The 14,442-nt window shown below is 40.9% G+C and carries 13 protein-coding genes and 1 tRNA gene; 6 read left to right on the top strand and 8 right to left on the bottom strand.

All coding sequences use genetic code 11. From position 1 onward, the window contains the following. Positions 1-41: 41 nt before the first annotated feature. From B9Y81_RS04380 to mltG, 5 genes are all read right to left on the bottom strand, one after another. The gene (locus B9Y81_RS04380; RefSeq protein WP_085535778.1) at positions 42-944 is read right to left on the bottom strand and encodes a glycosyltransferase family protein; all 903 of its coding nucleotides are present in this window, start codon (positions 942-944) and stop codon (positions 42-44) included. A gap of 73 nt (positions 945-1,017) precedes the next feature. Beyond that, on the bottom strand, positions 1,018-3,429 hold the full coding sequence (locus tag B9Y81_RS04375; RefSeq protein WP_085535777.1) for an alpha-L-rhamnosidase-related protein: 2,412 nt from the start codon (positions 3,427-3,429) through the stop codon (positions 1,018-1,020). A gap of 24 nt (positions 3,430-3,453) precedes the next feature. Further along, positions 3,454-4,041: an indolepyruvate oxidoreductase subunit beta gene (locus B9Y81_RS04370; RefSeq protein WP_085535776.1), complete on the bottom strand. Its 588-nt coding sequence runs from the start codon at positions 4,039-4,041 to the stop codon at positions 3,454-3,456. Beyond that, complete coding sequence (locus tag B9Y81_RS04365) at positions 4,038-5,636, bottom strand: thiamine pyrophosphate-dependent enzyme (protein ID WP_085535775.1); 1,599 nt, start codon at positions 5,634-5,636, stop codon at positions 4,038-4,040. The genes B9Y81_RS04370 and B9Y81_RS04365 overlap by 4 nt, the downstream gene beginning before the upstream one ends. Positions 5,637-5,720: 84 nt before the next feature. Next, the gene (mltG, locus tag B9Y81_RS04360) at positions 5,721-6,764 is read right to left on the bottom strand and encodes an endolytic transglycosylase MltG (protein WP_085535774.1); all 1,044 of its coding nucleotides are present in this window, start codon (positions 6,762-6,764) and stop codon (positions 5,721-5,723) included. Between the two features lie 119 nt (positions 6,765-6,883). Between mltG and B9Y81_RS04355 the strand changes: the two genes are divergently transcribed. The 4 genes from B9Y81_RS04355 (at position 6,884) to B9Y81_RS04340 (ending at position 10,041) form a co-directional block, all read left to right on the top strand. Continuing rightward, positions 6,884-6,970: transfer RNA gene (locus B9Y81_RS04355), tRNA-Ser, on the top strand. 553 nt (positions 6,971-7,523) lie between these two features. Next, positions 7,524-8,525 carry a linear amide C-N hydrolase gene (locus B9Y81_RS04350; RefSeq protein WP_262494095.1) on the top strand — a complete coding sequence of 334 codons (1,002 nt, stop codon included), beginning with the start codon at positions 7,524-7,526 and terminating at the stop codon, positions 8,523-8,525. Positions 8,526-8,700: 175 nt separating this feature from the next. Continuing rightward, the gene (locus tag B9Y81_RS04345) at positions 8,701-9,366 is read left to right on the top strand and encodes an NAD(P)H-binding protein (RefSeq protein WP_085535772.1); all 666 of its coding nucleotides are present in this window, start codon (positions 8,701-8,703) and stop codon (positions 9,364-9,366) included. A gap of 36 nt (positions 9,367-9,402) precedes the next feature. Next, complete coding sequence (locus B9Y81_RS04340; RefSeq protein WP_085535771.1) at positions 9,403-10,041, top strand: chloramphenicol acetyltransferase; 639 nt, start codon at positions 9,403-9,405, stop codon at positions 10,039-10,041. Here B9Y81_RS04340 and B9Y81_RS04335 read toward each other — a convergent pair. From B9Y81_RS04335 to B9Y81_RS04325, 3 genes are all read right to left on the bottom strand, one after another. Beyond that, positions 10,032-11,150 carry a lipid II:glycine glycyltransferase FemX gene (locus B9Y81_RS04335; protein ID WP_085535770.1) on the bottom strand — a complete coding sequence of 373 codons (1,119 nt, stop codon included), beginning with the start codon at positions 11,148-11,150 and terminating at the stop codon, positions 10,032-10,034. The genes B9Y81_RS04340 and B9Y81_RS04335 overlap by 10 nt on opposite strands. Positions 11,151-11,221: 71 nt before the next feature. After that, positions 11,222-11,872, bottom strand: a complete 651-nt coding sequence (gene upp / locus B9Y81_RS04330) for a uracil phosphoribosyltransferase (RefSeq protein ID WP_085535769.1) — start codon at positions 11,870-11,872, stop codon at positions 11,222-11,224. A 200-nt stretch (positions 11,873-12,072) separates the two neighbouring features. Further along, entirely contained in the window at positions 12,073-12,348 is a 276-nt protein-coding gene (locus tag B9Y81_RS04325; RefSeq protein ID WP_085535768.1) for an HU family DNA-binding protein, read from the bottom strand. Between the two features lie 258 nt (positions 12,349-12,606). Between B9Y81_RS04325 and murB the strand changes: the two genes are divergently transcribed. Together murB and B9Y81_RS04315 are read left to right on the top strand one after the other, a co-directional pair. Continuing rightward, positions 12,607-13,620 (top strand): UDP-N-acetylmuramate dehydrogenase, encoded by a 1,014-nt coding sequence (gene murB / locus B9Y81_RS04320; protein ID WP_085535767.1) that lies wholly within the window; start codon positions 12,607-12,609, stop codon positions 13,618-13,620. Continuing rightward, positions 13,620-14,375, top strand: a complete 756-nt coding sequence (locus B9Y81_RS04315) for an MBL fold metallo-hydrolase (protein WP_085535766.1) — start codon at positions 13,620-13,622, stop codon at positions 14,373-14,375. Before murB ends, B9Y81_RS04315 begins: the two co-directional genes overlap by 1 nt. Positions 14,376-14,442 lie beyond the last annotated feature (67 nt).

Genomic DNA, 14,442 nt, shown 5'->3' with positions numbered 1-14,442 from the left:
CAAAGCAATCCGGTTCTTAGTTCCGGATTGCTTCGTTATGCTTAAAAGAGTCTGTTCGGATATTCTCCGGCAGTAATGAGTGCCTGAATTTTATCTACTACGCCCTGACGGTCATCGGCATAGGTAACGCCGAACCATTTTGAGGTAGTGTCGAGAACCTTAACGGTTGATGTGCCGGAAGTTATGAGCTCGTTTACCGTTAGCGGAATAAAGAATTCAGACTTGAGGTTGCCTTGATTCGCGTTCAGGAAATTGATGAAAGAGGTTTCCGAGTGTTTGAAATAATCCGGTGTGAATCCCCACATGTTCATCGAAACCGGTGTGTTTTCATGTAAGATAACCTTTTGGCCGTTTTCGTCCGTAAACTGTATTTCTCCGTCTGTACGTTCGATAGCGGTGCGTTCAACTACTCCTGTAAGGAAATTCTCTTTGTTCGTTTCGCATACACCACGGGCAACCGATCCGCTTTCACTTAATGTGTTACCTACGCGATAGCCTACCATGCAATATTGATTTTCGGTACCTGTCATAGCTGACAGCTCTTTACCCAAAACGGCAAAACTGTCTTTCCCATAAAAATCATCTGCGTTGATTACCGCAAAAGGTTCGTTAATCACGTCTTTACCCATCAGTACGGCGTGGTTTGTTCCCCATGGTTTTTCGCGTCCTTCCGGGCATTTAAAACCGGCAGGCAAATTATCTAATTCCTGAAAAACAAGTTCAACCGGTATGTGATCTTTGTATTTAGATATGATCTTTTCAGCAAAATCCTGCTCGAAAGATTTACGGATAACAAAAACTAATTTACCGAATCCGCCACGGATAGCGTCAAAGATAGAATAGTCCATGATCGTTTCTCCGTTGGGTCCTAATCCGTCTAATTGTTTCAGTCCCCCATAACGACTACCCATTCCGGCAGCAAGTACGAATAATGTAGGTTTCATGTTCTTTTTTCGATTTTAATATTATTGGCAAAAGTACAAAATCAAGTGCTTATACCAACTACGCGTTTATTGTTTAGATTGTTATTGTTTGTTTTCCGCTGTTCAGGGCATATTGTTTTCCTTTCCAGATGAATTGGCCTGTAACAGAAGCTGGTAACGTTATTTCAGCAGTAAGAACACCTTTTTTGTTGATTTTATATGCAACAGATATTTTACCTTTCGGGTGAGGGATTGTTCCTGACGCTTCGGTTAGTTTACCCAAGGCCGGTTCGATACGAACTTTACTAAATCCGGATGCGGAGCTGTCTATGCCGAGAAGAATGCGGAAGAACTCAATATTTGGACTTGATCCCCAGGCATGGCAGTCTGAACGGGAAGGTTCCGGCTGTTCCGCCCAAGTAGTTAGTCCAAGAGCCATTTGGTCGTTCCAGGTTTGCAGGTTGTCAAGAAGTTGATCTCCCATGCCTGCTTTACTAAGCGCCTGATGTACGTAGTAGCGGAAATAAATGGTAGCCTGCGCCAAAGACGAATCGGTCAATGTTTTCTGCATTACGGCTTTCGCTTCATCTCCTTCTACGATACCGGCAATGACGGCAAGAGCATTAACGTGTTGTGAAAAGCTTCTGTGATCATGCGTGTCTGCAAAGAGAGACCGCTCTGTGTTCCAGTATTTTTGTTTGATAGTAGATCGTATTGAAGATGCTATAGAACGATAGTGTGTTGCCATAGAAGGAATGCCGATGGCTTGTTCCATTTCGGCAGCCGCCTCCAATGTCAGGATATACATTAAGTCTTGAAATGACGAATTACCGTTCTTTTCTCTGATCGGTTCTCCATGCGGAAATCCGGCAGACCAGTCTGCGAAGAACCAATGCGGTACATAGTCTAAACTGTAATCAGGCTTAAGCCATTGTTCGTACCAGGCTAATACACCCCGGAAGGCCGGGAGCAGCGTCTTTACATATTCATCATCACCACGATACAGCCAGTAATCATGCCCTGTACATATCCACCACAGTGAAAAGGAAGAAATAAACTGATGTAATCCGGATGGATAACGGCTCATCGTAATCCCGTCTGCAACAATAGACTGACGCCCTTGTTCAATAGCGTTCTTAACCATGTGTGTGTCCGTCGTGTTGTAAAGGGAGATCATTGCCTGAATGCGAGTGTCGCCAAAGTATTGAAGCTGTTCGTAATAGGGGCAATCCATATAGGTTTCATTCGCGCACAGACGAGCTGTTCGCCAGCCTATTTCCAACATTTTATTCAATTGCTCATGTCCGGGTGCAGCAAATGTGGTTTCATTTTTGAATGGATAGGCAGAGTAAGTGCCGTAAATATCATGAATGACCAGCGGACTGTCTTTGGTTTCAACGATCAGGTTTACGTATCGCCAAGTACGCCACCAAAGAGAAGTAGACAATCTGTTATCTCCTCCATCGGCGATGATTTTATCTTCATAGCCAACAAATTTCTTTCCTTTAATATCGTCTCTGTTTCCTTTAGAGTTGGAGGGATAGGATTTTGTAATCTCCTGTGAATCGTCATAATACAGCGCTTCTGCGTAACCTAAGGTTATTTCAGCCGATTTACCCTGACTGAATAATACCGACAAGTAGCCTGTGGTAAGCACTTTGTTGTCCAAAAGAAGTCTGACTTTTGTATTTGCCGGGACAACCAGCTCCTTCTCCTGAGAAAGGAATCCGGCTGGAACTTTTATTCCTTCTTCAATACGTATAGCCGAGAAGCGTTCGGTTTTATTCTCCATGGGTGGGATAGGAGAGGGCACTAAAAGTCGACCGGGGTAATCTCTGGCTCCTTTCATGGCACCTTCTATACCAGCCTGCGCTTTTTTCCATCCTGAGTCATTGAATTCTGAAGTTTCCCATCCCCAAGGATAGCGGGAGGCATCTGTCTTTTCTCCCGGACCGGCCACATAATAACCGGGCACCTTAACGTTTAGCGGACTATAAGCTTTATTTGTGTGGCACAACCAAGTGTTGTCTGTATTTGCAATAGATTCTTTTTCCGTATTTCCCTGTAAGATAAACCCGGTTTGATTGAAGCTGATCTGGGCAACCGGCTTTCTTTCCGCGTAATTCCAGACTACTGCCGCGAGTGTATTCTTTCCGCTTTTTAAAAAGGGCGCAATGTCTACTGTTTCGAAATTCCAGTTATAAATATCACCACGCGCCGGACCAACGGATACTTCTGTTCCGTTTACATAGAGTTTGTATCTGTTGTCTGCCGATACATGTATAATAAATGTAGCCGGTTTAGTGGTTAGTTCAACGCTCTTTCTGAAATGATATACACCGAATATGTTTGCCGGCTCTTCGGGAACCGATATCCAACGAGCTTTCCATCGACCTTCGTATAAGGATTGGTCGATGGATTTTTGATTGAATCCTTCCAAGCGGATCTGCGCAAAGTTGGAAAAAGTCCAGAGAGAAAAAGATAAGATTAAAATAATCGTTCTCATGTCTGTTCCGGATTAAATAAATCGCTATGATTTATGAATTTTATTAGCTACTTCGTATCCGGCTTTTAACGCCTCCAGATTCATATTAACAATCTCCTCGCCTTTTCTTCCGAATATGCGGCGGATACCGTCTTCAATTTTATCGTATTCAATACCTAAAAAAGGAGTTGCAGCTCCGAGCATTACAATGTTAGCTGCTCGGATAGATCCTAACTCTTTGGCTATAGCTTCAACATCCAGAACAACCTTGTTCGGCAGCTTTTCCAATTCCTTATTTACCGTTTCTATTTCCGGATAATTCGGAATATTAATAAAAGGACGCGCGTTGGTAACCAACCAACCATCTTCTTTCAAATAAGGAAGATAACGCAGACTTTCCATTGGTTCGAGAGAAATAATTAGATCGGCCTTGCCTTTTGGTATAAGGTCGGAAGCAATAGGTTTGTCCGAAATACGCAGGTTTGATTGTACATCACCACCTCGTTGACTCATGCCGTGCACTTCTGCTTGCTTCATGTGTAATCCTTCTTTCAAAGCGGCTTCTCCGATAACGGCGGCAATGGATAGAATTCCCTGACCGCCTACTCCTGATAATATGATATCTGCTTTCATTGTTTTGCTGATTTTTTCTTACGGGTTAAAGTCTGGACACATTCGCGGCAGGTGATCAATACGGATAAACCTTTATAATTTATTTCTTCACGAATGATGTTTTTCATTTCTTCATAATTCTTTTTCACAGGCACTATCGTGTGTATGTGCGCCGGATCAACTCCGATACCTAAACAGATCGACTGAATTTTTCCGGTTCCGGCAGAATCCTGTCCTCCTGTCATCGCTGTTGTTTCATTGTCGGAAATCACGATTGTGACCGGACTGTTTTCATTAACACAATCCAATAAACCCGTCATGCCCGAGTGGGTAAATGTAGAGTCGCCAATTACTGCAATAGCCGGATGTACTCCGGCATCAGACGCCCCTTTTGCCATAGTGATGGAAGCTCCCATATCTATGCAGGAATCAATCGCGCGGAATGGAGGCAAAGCACCTAAGGTGTAGCAGCCAATGTCTCCGAATACTTTTGATCCGTCGTATTCTTTTAGCACATCATTCAACGCATCATACATATCTCTGTGGGCACAACCCTGGCATAATGCAGGTGGGCGTTGCTCAACAACCGGCGGAACAGTATAGAAACTCTTTACCTCTTTGCCCAATGCCTGTGCAACAGAATCCGGCGTTAGTTCACCATCACGGGGAAGTGTGCCATCCAACCGTCCGTGGATTTTTAAACCTGTGCCGAGGTAACCTTTTAATTGTTCCTCAACAAACGGGAATCCTTCTTCAAGAATCAGTAATTCATCACACGCTTCCACGAGTTTGGTTATCAACGTTCTTGGCAGAGGATATTGTGTTATTTTCAAAACAGGGTGATCAAACCCGTCAGGATAATTCTCCGAAAGATAATTGAATGCAATACCTGTAGTGATGATGCCTAATTTTTTATCGGGTGCGTCAAAATATTTATTGTAAGATGAAGCCTCTGAAGCAGCAACAAAACCCTCTTGCGCGGCAAGTAATGTTTTGAAACGCTTACGAGCCAGAGCAGGCAGAAGAATAAAGCGTTGACGGCCGTCTTCCGGACAATTCATTTTGTTTTCTTCTTTCATAGGGCGCGTAACAACGCCCGCGCGAGAATGAGCCATACGGGTAGTTACACGGAAAAGAATGGGGTAACCTAATTTTTCAGACAATTCAAAACCATCGTAAATCATGTCGTAAGCTTCCTGCTGATTTGAAGGTTCGAGCATCGGGAGCATGGCAAAGTTTCCGTAGAAGCGATTGTCTTGTTCGTTTTGCGAGGAGTGCATTGAAGGGTCATCAGCAGTAAGTATAATTAATCCTCCGTTGATTCCGCTCATTGCCGCGTTCATAAAGCAGTCTGCCGCAACGTTCAGTCCGACGTGTTTCATGCAACAGAGCGCGCGCTTTCCTGCATAACTCATCCCTAATGCGGTTTCGAGAGCTGTTTTTTCATTGGTACTCCATCTGCTGTGAATTCCTCTTTCTTGCGCGATGGGTGAGTTTTGTATGTACTCTGTGATTTCTGTTGATGGGGTTCCGGGATAGGCATAAACACCGGATAAGCCGGCATCTATCGCTGCTTGTGCTACGGCTTCATCCCCTAAAAAAAGACGTTTTTCCATGTATGCGAGTTTGTTTTCTTATTGAATACTTCTTTAAAATGAGAATCAAAGATAGCCTTTTTGTGATAAAAAGTTATGAAATTGTCACCTAATCTTTCTTCTGTTTAGTTCGGCCCGGTAGCGTTCGGCATTTCTATTGTGCTCAGCCAATGTGATTGCAAAATTATGCCGTCCGGAGAAATCTTCCTTTGCACACATATATAAATACCGGTGTTCCGTATGGTTTAATACCGCGTCAATACTTCGGATAGAAGGAGTGCGCAAGGGACCCGGAGGTAAGCCTGCATATTTATATGTATTGTAAGGAGATTCGATTTCCAGATGTTCGTAAAGTATCCGTTGCAAAGAAAAATCTCCAATGGCAAACTTAACCGTGGGATCGGCCTGAAGAGGTATGTTGCGTTTTAACCGGTTGATATATAAACCGGCAACAATAGGATATTCATCACCTGCCGCTGTTTCTTCTTCAACAATAGAAGCTAAGATACTCACCTCAACAGGAGATAGTCCGATAGCATTCGCTTTGTTTATTCTGTTTTCCGTCCAGAAGCTGTCATATTCCTTTTTCATACGCTGAAACAAACGATCCGCAGTAATGTTCCAATATACTTCGTAGGTATTCGGAATAAACATCGCGTTTATGGTTTCGGTTGTAAAACCGAGAGAAATACAGTACGTGGAGTCCTTTAATAAAGGCAAAATATCCTGCTCACTTATCATTAATTGTTCGGCAAGTCGTTCAGCTAGATCGGTTTTCAACCTGATATTATTAAACGTGAGTCTGACAGATGTTTGCTGCCCCCGCCTGAACATATTTATTAACTCCATTTGACTCATTCCGTCCGTGATACCATACTTACCCGTACGCATATTTTCCGGATAATGCAGGTATTTAGCTAACGCGCGGAAGTTCGTAACATCGTTTGCAGGAGCGATGTCCAGCAGCTGTTCGCACAGTAAATCGAAATTTTTGCTGTCGTCGATGTATAAAAAAACAGGTTCGGATACTTTATATGTGCGTCCATACAATACATTATACATATAATATGCACAAGATGCCCCGACTAAAATAATCAGGGAAAAAATTATACCTAAAACCTTAAATTTCGACATTCTTTTATTGGCCATAAAATAATAATCAATTGAGTATCAGAATCGCCTGTAAAAGTAGTATCTTTTTCCTTAAAATATAAGTAAAAGCCTTGTTTATTCAGAAATATACCTATATCTTTGCATCGCATTTCCAAGGAAGTGTGGGTGAGTGGCTGAAACCACCAGTTTGCTAAACTGACGTACGGGTAACTGTACCGGGGGTTCGAATCCCCCCGCTTCCGCAAAGGGCGTCCTGATTTCAGGGCGTTCTTTTTGTTTTCTAAGGGTTTGCTCGTCGACCGGAGATAAGAGAAACGAAAGGATCGAAGGGGCAAGTGGAAGTTCTGTTAGTTATAATTCGTGAATTCAATATATTTCCGGTTCGCTGATTTTATTTTATCCGCTTTTACATTCTAAAATCGATCTCTCTGAAATAAAAAGACTTAGCTTCTTGTTTCTACCAAAGATTCTATCAAATGAAAGTTTGAGGCTCTTCAACAAACAATTCAAAGCTCTTCGACAGACGATTACAAGAGCCTCAACAGACGATTACAAGAGCTTCAAATAATTTTCTCTTTACACGGGGTGGCAATAAAGAATCGTTGAGGTATGATGTAACAACTTAGCAAAGATAAATGCAAAAAAATGAGGTGATTGGTTTCTAATGGTTTGAGTTAAACATAATGCAGATTAAATTGTTTTTAATTAAAGTGTTATTATGTTAAATTAAAAGTGTAAGATGTTATGAGAGTAATTAGTCTCTTTTTCTTTTCTTTTTTTGTTTTGACAAATGTTATGTACAGCTCTTCGGTACAGGCTTGTACTCGTGTTGTATATAAGGGGCCTGAGAGTACTGTTATTACAGCTCGATCAATGGATTGGAAGACTGAGATAAATGCTAATTTATGGGTGTTTCCAAAAGGGATTCAACGGAATGGTGAGATTGGACCTCTTTCTGTAAAGTGGACATCAAAATATGGAAGTGTTATTGCTACCGCGTGGGATATTGCAACTGCTGACGGCCTGAACGAAAAGGGCTTAGTTGCAAATATATTGTGGTTGGTAGAGTCGGAATATCCAAAATTTAATCCGAATGAAGCAAAACAGGGAATGTCTATTTCCTTATGGGCTCAGTATATACTGGATAATTTTGCTACGGTAGACGAAGCGGTCAGTTATCTGAAGGATGAGCCATTTGTTATAGTAAGTGATTATATTCCCGGCAGTGAGAAATTTACCACTTTGCATTTATCCGTATCAGACGCTCAGGGTGATAACGCTATCTTCGAATATATAAACGGTAAGCTGGTAATCCATCATGATCCGTCTTATGTGGTTATGACTAATTCTCCTGTTTTTGAACAGCAATTGGCTTTGAATGAATATTGGAAGGGAATTCCGGGAACAATCATGCTTCCTGGAACTAATCGTGCGGCAGATCGTTTTGTTCGGGCTTCGTATTATATTCAAGCCATACCTCAAACGAATGATGTTCGTACATCAACAGCCAGCGTATTCAGTGTTATCCGGAACTGTTCTGTGCCATTTGGAATATCATCCGAAACAGAACCGAATATTTCATCTACACGTTGGAGAGCTGTGTCTGATCACAAAAACTTAGTGTATTTCTTTGAAACAGTGCTAACGCCCAATACTTTTTGGGTAAATCTGAAAGAATTTGACTTAAGCGAAAAAGGAAAAGTATTAAAACTTAGTCTGGATAATTTTGCTACATATAGTGGTAAAGCAAATAGTTCATTTAAACCATCTGCTCCATTTAAGTTTTTAGGTATTTGAGTTTGGTTCGTGACATTTAAGAAAAAACATAGAAAAGAGTGACCTGGTTTCACTCTTTTTTTATGCTTTTAGTCTTTGAACAATGTTATATAAGTGTATTTGTTTTACGAAAAAAGAAATTATTTTAGTCGAATTTGTATTCGAAAGATTATCTTTAAACTTGAAAGAATAACTTATGGAAGCAATTATAATAGGAGGGAGTGGAGCTACAGGTGCAGAGTTATTGCAGCTTCTTTTAAAGGATCAGGCTGTTAATAAGGTTATTGCACTCGTTCGTAAGCCTCTGCGATATACACATGAGAAGTTAGAACAAGCAGTTGTCGATTTTAATAACTACTCAAGTTGGGCTCATTTGGTTAAGGGGGATGTCGCTTTCTCCTGTATGGGGACAACTTTGAAGGTAGCTGGTAGCAAAGAGGCTCAATATCAGGTAGACTATCATTATCAACTGGCTTTTGCCCGTGCGGCTAAAGAGAATCATGTTCCGACATTTTTGTTGATATCTTCTTCGTCGGCAAACCCTCGTGCCATGTTTTTTTATGCCCGAATGAAAGGTGAATTAGAACAAGCTGTAGAGTCAATGGGGTTTAAGAGTTTTATAATTTTCCGTCCAGGTCCTTTAATAAGACCGGAAACAGACCGCAAGGGGGAGAAGATAGCCGAACACGTAATACGTTTCTTTAACAGTATAGGTTTGTTTAGAGGTTTTCGTCCTTTACCGGTGAAAGAACTTGCCTACTTAATGTTGCATTATGCCTCTAATCCTCCATCCGGCCAACATGTTCTGGAATCTGATAAAATCTTGTCGGAAATTAGTTTTAATGAGTTGTCTGATCAATGATTGTGAAGGAAGAAGGCTAAAAAAGAAGAATATAAGATGAATTTGATAGATATAGAAACTTGGAATAGAAAAGAACATTATCATTTCTTTTCTGAAATGGCCAGTCCTTTTCTGGGGGTGACGGCTAATGTGAAGTGTACGCATGCTTGTAGGGTGGCAAAGGAAAATAACTTGTCTTTGTTTGCTTATTATTGGCATAAGTCAATGGTGGCGGTAAATAGTATTAAGGAATTCAAATACAGGATTATTGATGATAAGGTTTACGAGTTGGATACAATCAATGCGGGGACAACTATCATCCGGCAAGACCATACGTTTGCTTTTATTTATGTTCAGTATGATGCTGATTTTAATCTCTTTAATGAGAGATTGCAGGCTGAAATTGCTGAGGTTCGGAACTCTACAGGTTTAAGGTTGGATAAGGAAAATGATGAGGTTGATCTGATTCGGCATACCACAATTCCTTGGGTTAGTTTTACAAGTATCCTGCATCCGAAACACCATGATAATAAAGATTCTATTCCTCGAATCTCATTCGGTAAAATTTTTGAATTAAACGGCGAAAAGTATTTGCCCGTTTCGGTAGAAGCGCATCATGGCTTGCTTGATGGCTACCATATTGGGAACTATTTCGAACTTTTTGAGCGGTTGCTTTGTGAAGATACTTATAAATGATAGCCTTGACTATGCATTTCGGCGGCAATGAATAGTTTATATCTGTCGTCGTCAAAAGGATAATCCCAGCATCCCATCTGGTGGAATAATTCTCCGCCGAATCCGCTTTTAAACTTGTATAGTCCATACATAGGGTGAGAGGTGTCCGGACCGGGAGAAACACCAAACATATCGTATTGCAAACAGCCCCGGGCTTTGGCACGGCGTATGGCTTCCCATTGCAGGGCATAGGTGGGCATGCAGTTTCTGTGTTTTGAGGAAGAAGCACCGTAAAGGTAAGTACCTCTGTTTCCGGATATGATCAGGAAAATAGCGGCAATAGGTTCGCCGTCTTTTTCAGCCATCAGCAACTCTACCGTGGCCGGTGAAAGGGAGTCTTCGGCTTGCGCGTTCAAAACGGTTTTGAAATAGTCGATATCATTCAGGAATAGTTTGTTTCTTTGGGCTGTTTCTGAATACAGCTTATACCAAACATTGAGTTCGTCCATACCAGCCTGACGAACGGTAACTCCTTTTCGGGCTGAAAGCAGAATGTTATACCGTGTTTTGGGTTTCATGCGCGCCAAAATCTGTTTCTCGTCAGCCGTCAGGTCGATGTATATCGTGTTCGAGGGTAGTATGTCCGAATTTGCCCGATGAAGATTCCAGTTTTGTGTATTATAATTCAAACGGAACTCCTGATATTTCTTTTCGGGAGGTCCTGTCCACAGTTTATTTTCATCATAATACTCTTTGGTGTCCCAGTGCGATTGCCAGGCTAAGTCGTAACGAATGCCGATGCAATGCTTGGGAAGAAAGGAACGAAGCGTTTCGGATAATTCTTCCAGAAATTCGCCTTGCATCTCTTCGCTAGGTTCTAATTCAGGACCGTAAGGCACATAGGCTATGGTGTGTTCGTTGTTCAGTGCTTGCTGTAGAATTAAAAAGTCGGCATCCGTAGAAGATCGTTCTTCTGTATTTACGAACACCTCATTCTTTTTAACCTTAAAGTCAAAAGCGAAAGGAGTTATACCCTGATTCGCTTTTACTTCTGCCCAAAAGGCGGTTTGCTGTACTATTGGAGTAAGAGCAACAGCTCTTATTTCTTTTTTTTCGACATCAATTGTCATGACCTACTTTTAAAATTCGGCCGCAAAGGTATCTAATAAAAAGATATAAAGCAATTTAAGTAAGGAAACCCTTACTCTTTCTCTCCGTAAGCCAAATCTCCGGCATCGCCAAGACCGGGAACAATATAGGAATGGTCGTCCAGTTCAGGATCTACTGCCGCAAGCCAGATTGTTGTATTTTCAGGCATTCTTTTTTCAAGCAGATCTATCGCTTGCTGACTGGCTATAATAGACGCAACATGTATATGAGCAGGCTGGCCTTTCGTTAAAAGAGCTTCGTAAGCCAACTCCATTGAACTTCCTGTTGCCAGCATCGGATCGGTAATGATCAATGTCTTTCCGGTAATGCGTGGAGACGCGATGTATTCAATGTGTATATCAAAATTCAGGCGGTCTTTGTACTTCCTGTAAGCTGAAACAAAGGCATTTTCAGCATAGTCTAAGTAGCTTAAAAACCCTTGGTGATAGGGCAGACCTGCACGAAGAATGGTACTGATCACTACCCGGTCGTCCGAAATATTCATCGGGGCTATCCCTAATGGAGAAGGGATGTCCTTGGTTACATAAGTAAAACGTTTACTTATTTCATAAGCCATAATTTCACCGATTCTTTCAATATTTCTACGAAAACGCAAACTGTCTTTTTGTATATTCACATCTCTTAGTTCGGCGACAAATCGGTTAAGAATTGAATTTGAATTACCCAGATTAATAATTTCCATTTGTTTTCAAAGTGTTTTTTAGATAAGACAAAGGCTGTTAATCTTGGTTGATAACAGCCTTGACATTAATGTGTTATTTTTTGCGTCGAAAGTATAAATTATGTCGCTATCTAACAAACTAACAGACGAAAAAAAGCAAAAAATATCCTTTTCAGTTTAAAAAAAATGAATCCGGACTGAAAAGGATAAATTATCGTTTCTTACTTGTTTATTGCCTCAAGCAAGAATTTGCCGGGTTTAAACTTGACAGAAGTTCTGGGTTTAATCATTACAGGTTCACCTGTTTTCGGGTTTCTTGCCAAGCGTTCAGATTGCGGCCTGGGTGTTAAACTGCCAAACCCAATTAGCGTTATTTCTTCTTTTTTTGCCATTTGTTCAGTTACAATTTCAATGTAGGCGTCTAACGCTCTTTTGGCGTCTTGTTTGTTTAAACCAGTCTTATCTGCTAGTGCGTCAATTAGTTCAGCTTTATTCATGATTCTATATTAATTAATTAGCTACACAAAAATAGGTCCTCATTTCATTTATCTTATGGCTTTTTTCGGCAGATAGTTATAGATTTTTGTCTTTTTTTTGTATTGCCTATTGGGCGTTTCTCTTTTTAGGATAATAGGGTGGCTGTATGGGGTTTATTTTTGAAAAATGAATTTTAATCATGGTTCTGATTTGTTAGTTTATTCAGAACAATGATTATTAATAATTATCTTTGTGTAATTTATTTAAGAACGAATAGGATGAAAATTGAACAAGATTACTCTCTCTATGAACATAATACATTTCACTTGGATGTAAAGACGCGATGGTTTATGGAATATGAAAGCGAAGAAGAATTACTGAGAATTCTGCACGATGAATATTTTCAGGAATCTTTATCACTGCATATTGGTAGCGGAAGTAATCTTCTTTTTATAGGTGATTTCAACGGGGTGATTTTACATTCCGCGATACGTGGCATCACAATCAAGGAGGAAACCGAGGATTCTGTGACATTACGAGTCGGAGCGGCCGAAATATGGGATGATGTTGTTGCTTATGCCGTTAACAAAGGGTGGGGAGGGATTGAGAATCTTTCCCTTATTCCCGGAGAGACTGGTGCCGCGGCAATTCAGAACATTGGGGCTTATGGAATGGAAATCCAAGATGTTATAGAAAGCGTAGAAGCATATAATCAGCTGAGCTTTGAGAAGCGTACGTTTTCCAAAGCCGAATGCGGATACAGCTACCGTTCCAGTATTTTTAAAAATGAGCATTCGGATCCTTACATTATTACCTATATAAATATAAGACTTGCTAAGCAGCCATCTTTTGTATTATACTATGGTAATTTACACGAAAGTCTTGCTGCATACGATGAGGTGAATTTAGTAAATATACGTGAAGCGATCTGTGCTATTCGCCTTAGCAAATTGCCCGATGCCAACGAATTTGGAAATGCCGGCAGTTTCTTTATGAATCCGGTGATATCAAAACAGCATTTTGACGCATTGAGCGAAAAGTTCGGAGAGATGCCTCATTATCCTGTTTCGGAAGCTGAGGTTAAAATTCCCGCAGGCTGGTTGATAGAACAATGTGGGTTTAAAGGAAAAACTCATGGACATGTAGGTGTTTACGAAAAACAAGCGCTTGTAATTGTTAATTTAGGAGGGGCAACCGGAGATGAAATAGCTTTGGTTGCGGAAAGTATTCGTCAGGCAGTATACGATAAGTTTAAGATCGAATTAACTCCTGAAGTAAAATATATTGGTTAATGAGGGTTTTATTTTTAGGTACCGGAACATCTACAGGTGTTCCCGAGATTGGTTGTCAATGTAAGGTGTGTCAAAGTAAAGATAAGCGCGATAAACGTATGCGTTCGTCTTTGTTGGTTGAAGTTAATGGTAAAACACTTCTGATTGACTGTGGACCGGATTTTCGTTACCAGATGCTAAGTAATAACATTTCTCATTTAGATGCGGTACTGATTACGCATGAGCATTATGACCATGTGGGAGGATTAGATGATTTACGCCCGCTTTCCCGTGATAAAAGCATGGCTATTTTTGCCGAAGAAAATGTGCTGAAAACGGTACAACTTAAAATGCCCTATGTTTTTCGTGATCGATGGCATCCGGCGTTACCTCATTTTTCCTTGCATAAGATAGATGTAGAAGCTTTTGAAGCAGCAACTATACCTATAATACCTATACGTGTAATTCATGGACATTTGCCGATACTCGGATACCGGATAGGAAATATGGCTTACCTGACTGATATGAAAGAATTGCCGGAAGAGGAGTATAAGAAACTTGCCGGTTTAGATTTGCTGATCTTAGAAGCGCTAAGAGAAGAAGTACACCCCTCTCACGAAACGATTGATGAGGCGTTAAAGAAAATCGAACGGATAGCTCCTAAACAAGCGTTGTTGACTCACCTGAGTCATCAGGCCGGATTGTACATTGACACCGAGCGTAAATTGCCGCACAATGTTCATATAGCTTATGATGGACTGTCGGTAGACTGTTAATGAAAATGCCTGAAACCAAGTCGTAGTATGACAAGTATTTCAGGCATCTTTTATCTTTATGTAGCGA

The sequence above is a fragment of the Massilibacteroides vaginae genome (assembly GCF_900178525.1).
Classification (GTDB): Bacteria; Bacteroidota; Bacteroidia; order Bacteroidales; family Tannerellaceae; genus Massilibacteroides; species Massilibacteroides vaginae.
The sequence above is the reverse complement of the archived record's forward strand: the minus strand, read 5'-3'. Positions and strand labels throughout refer to the sequence as shown.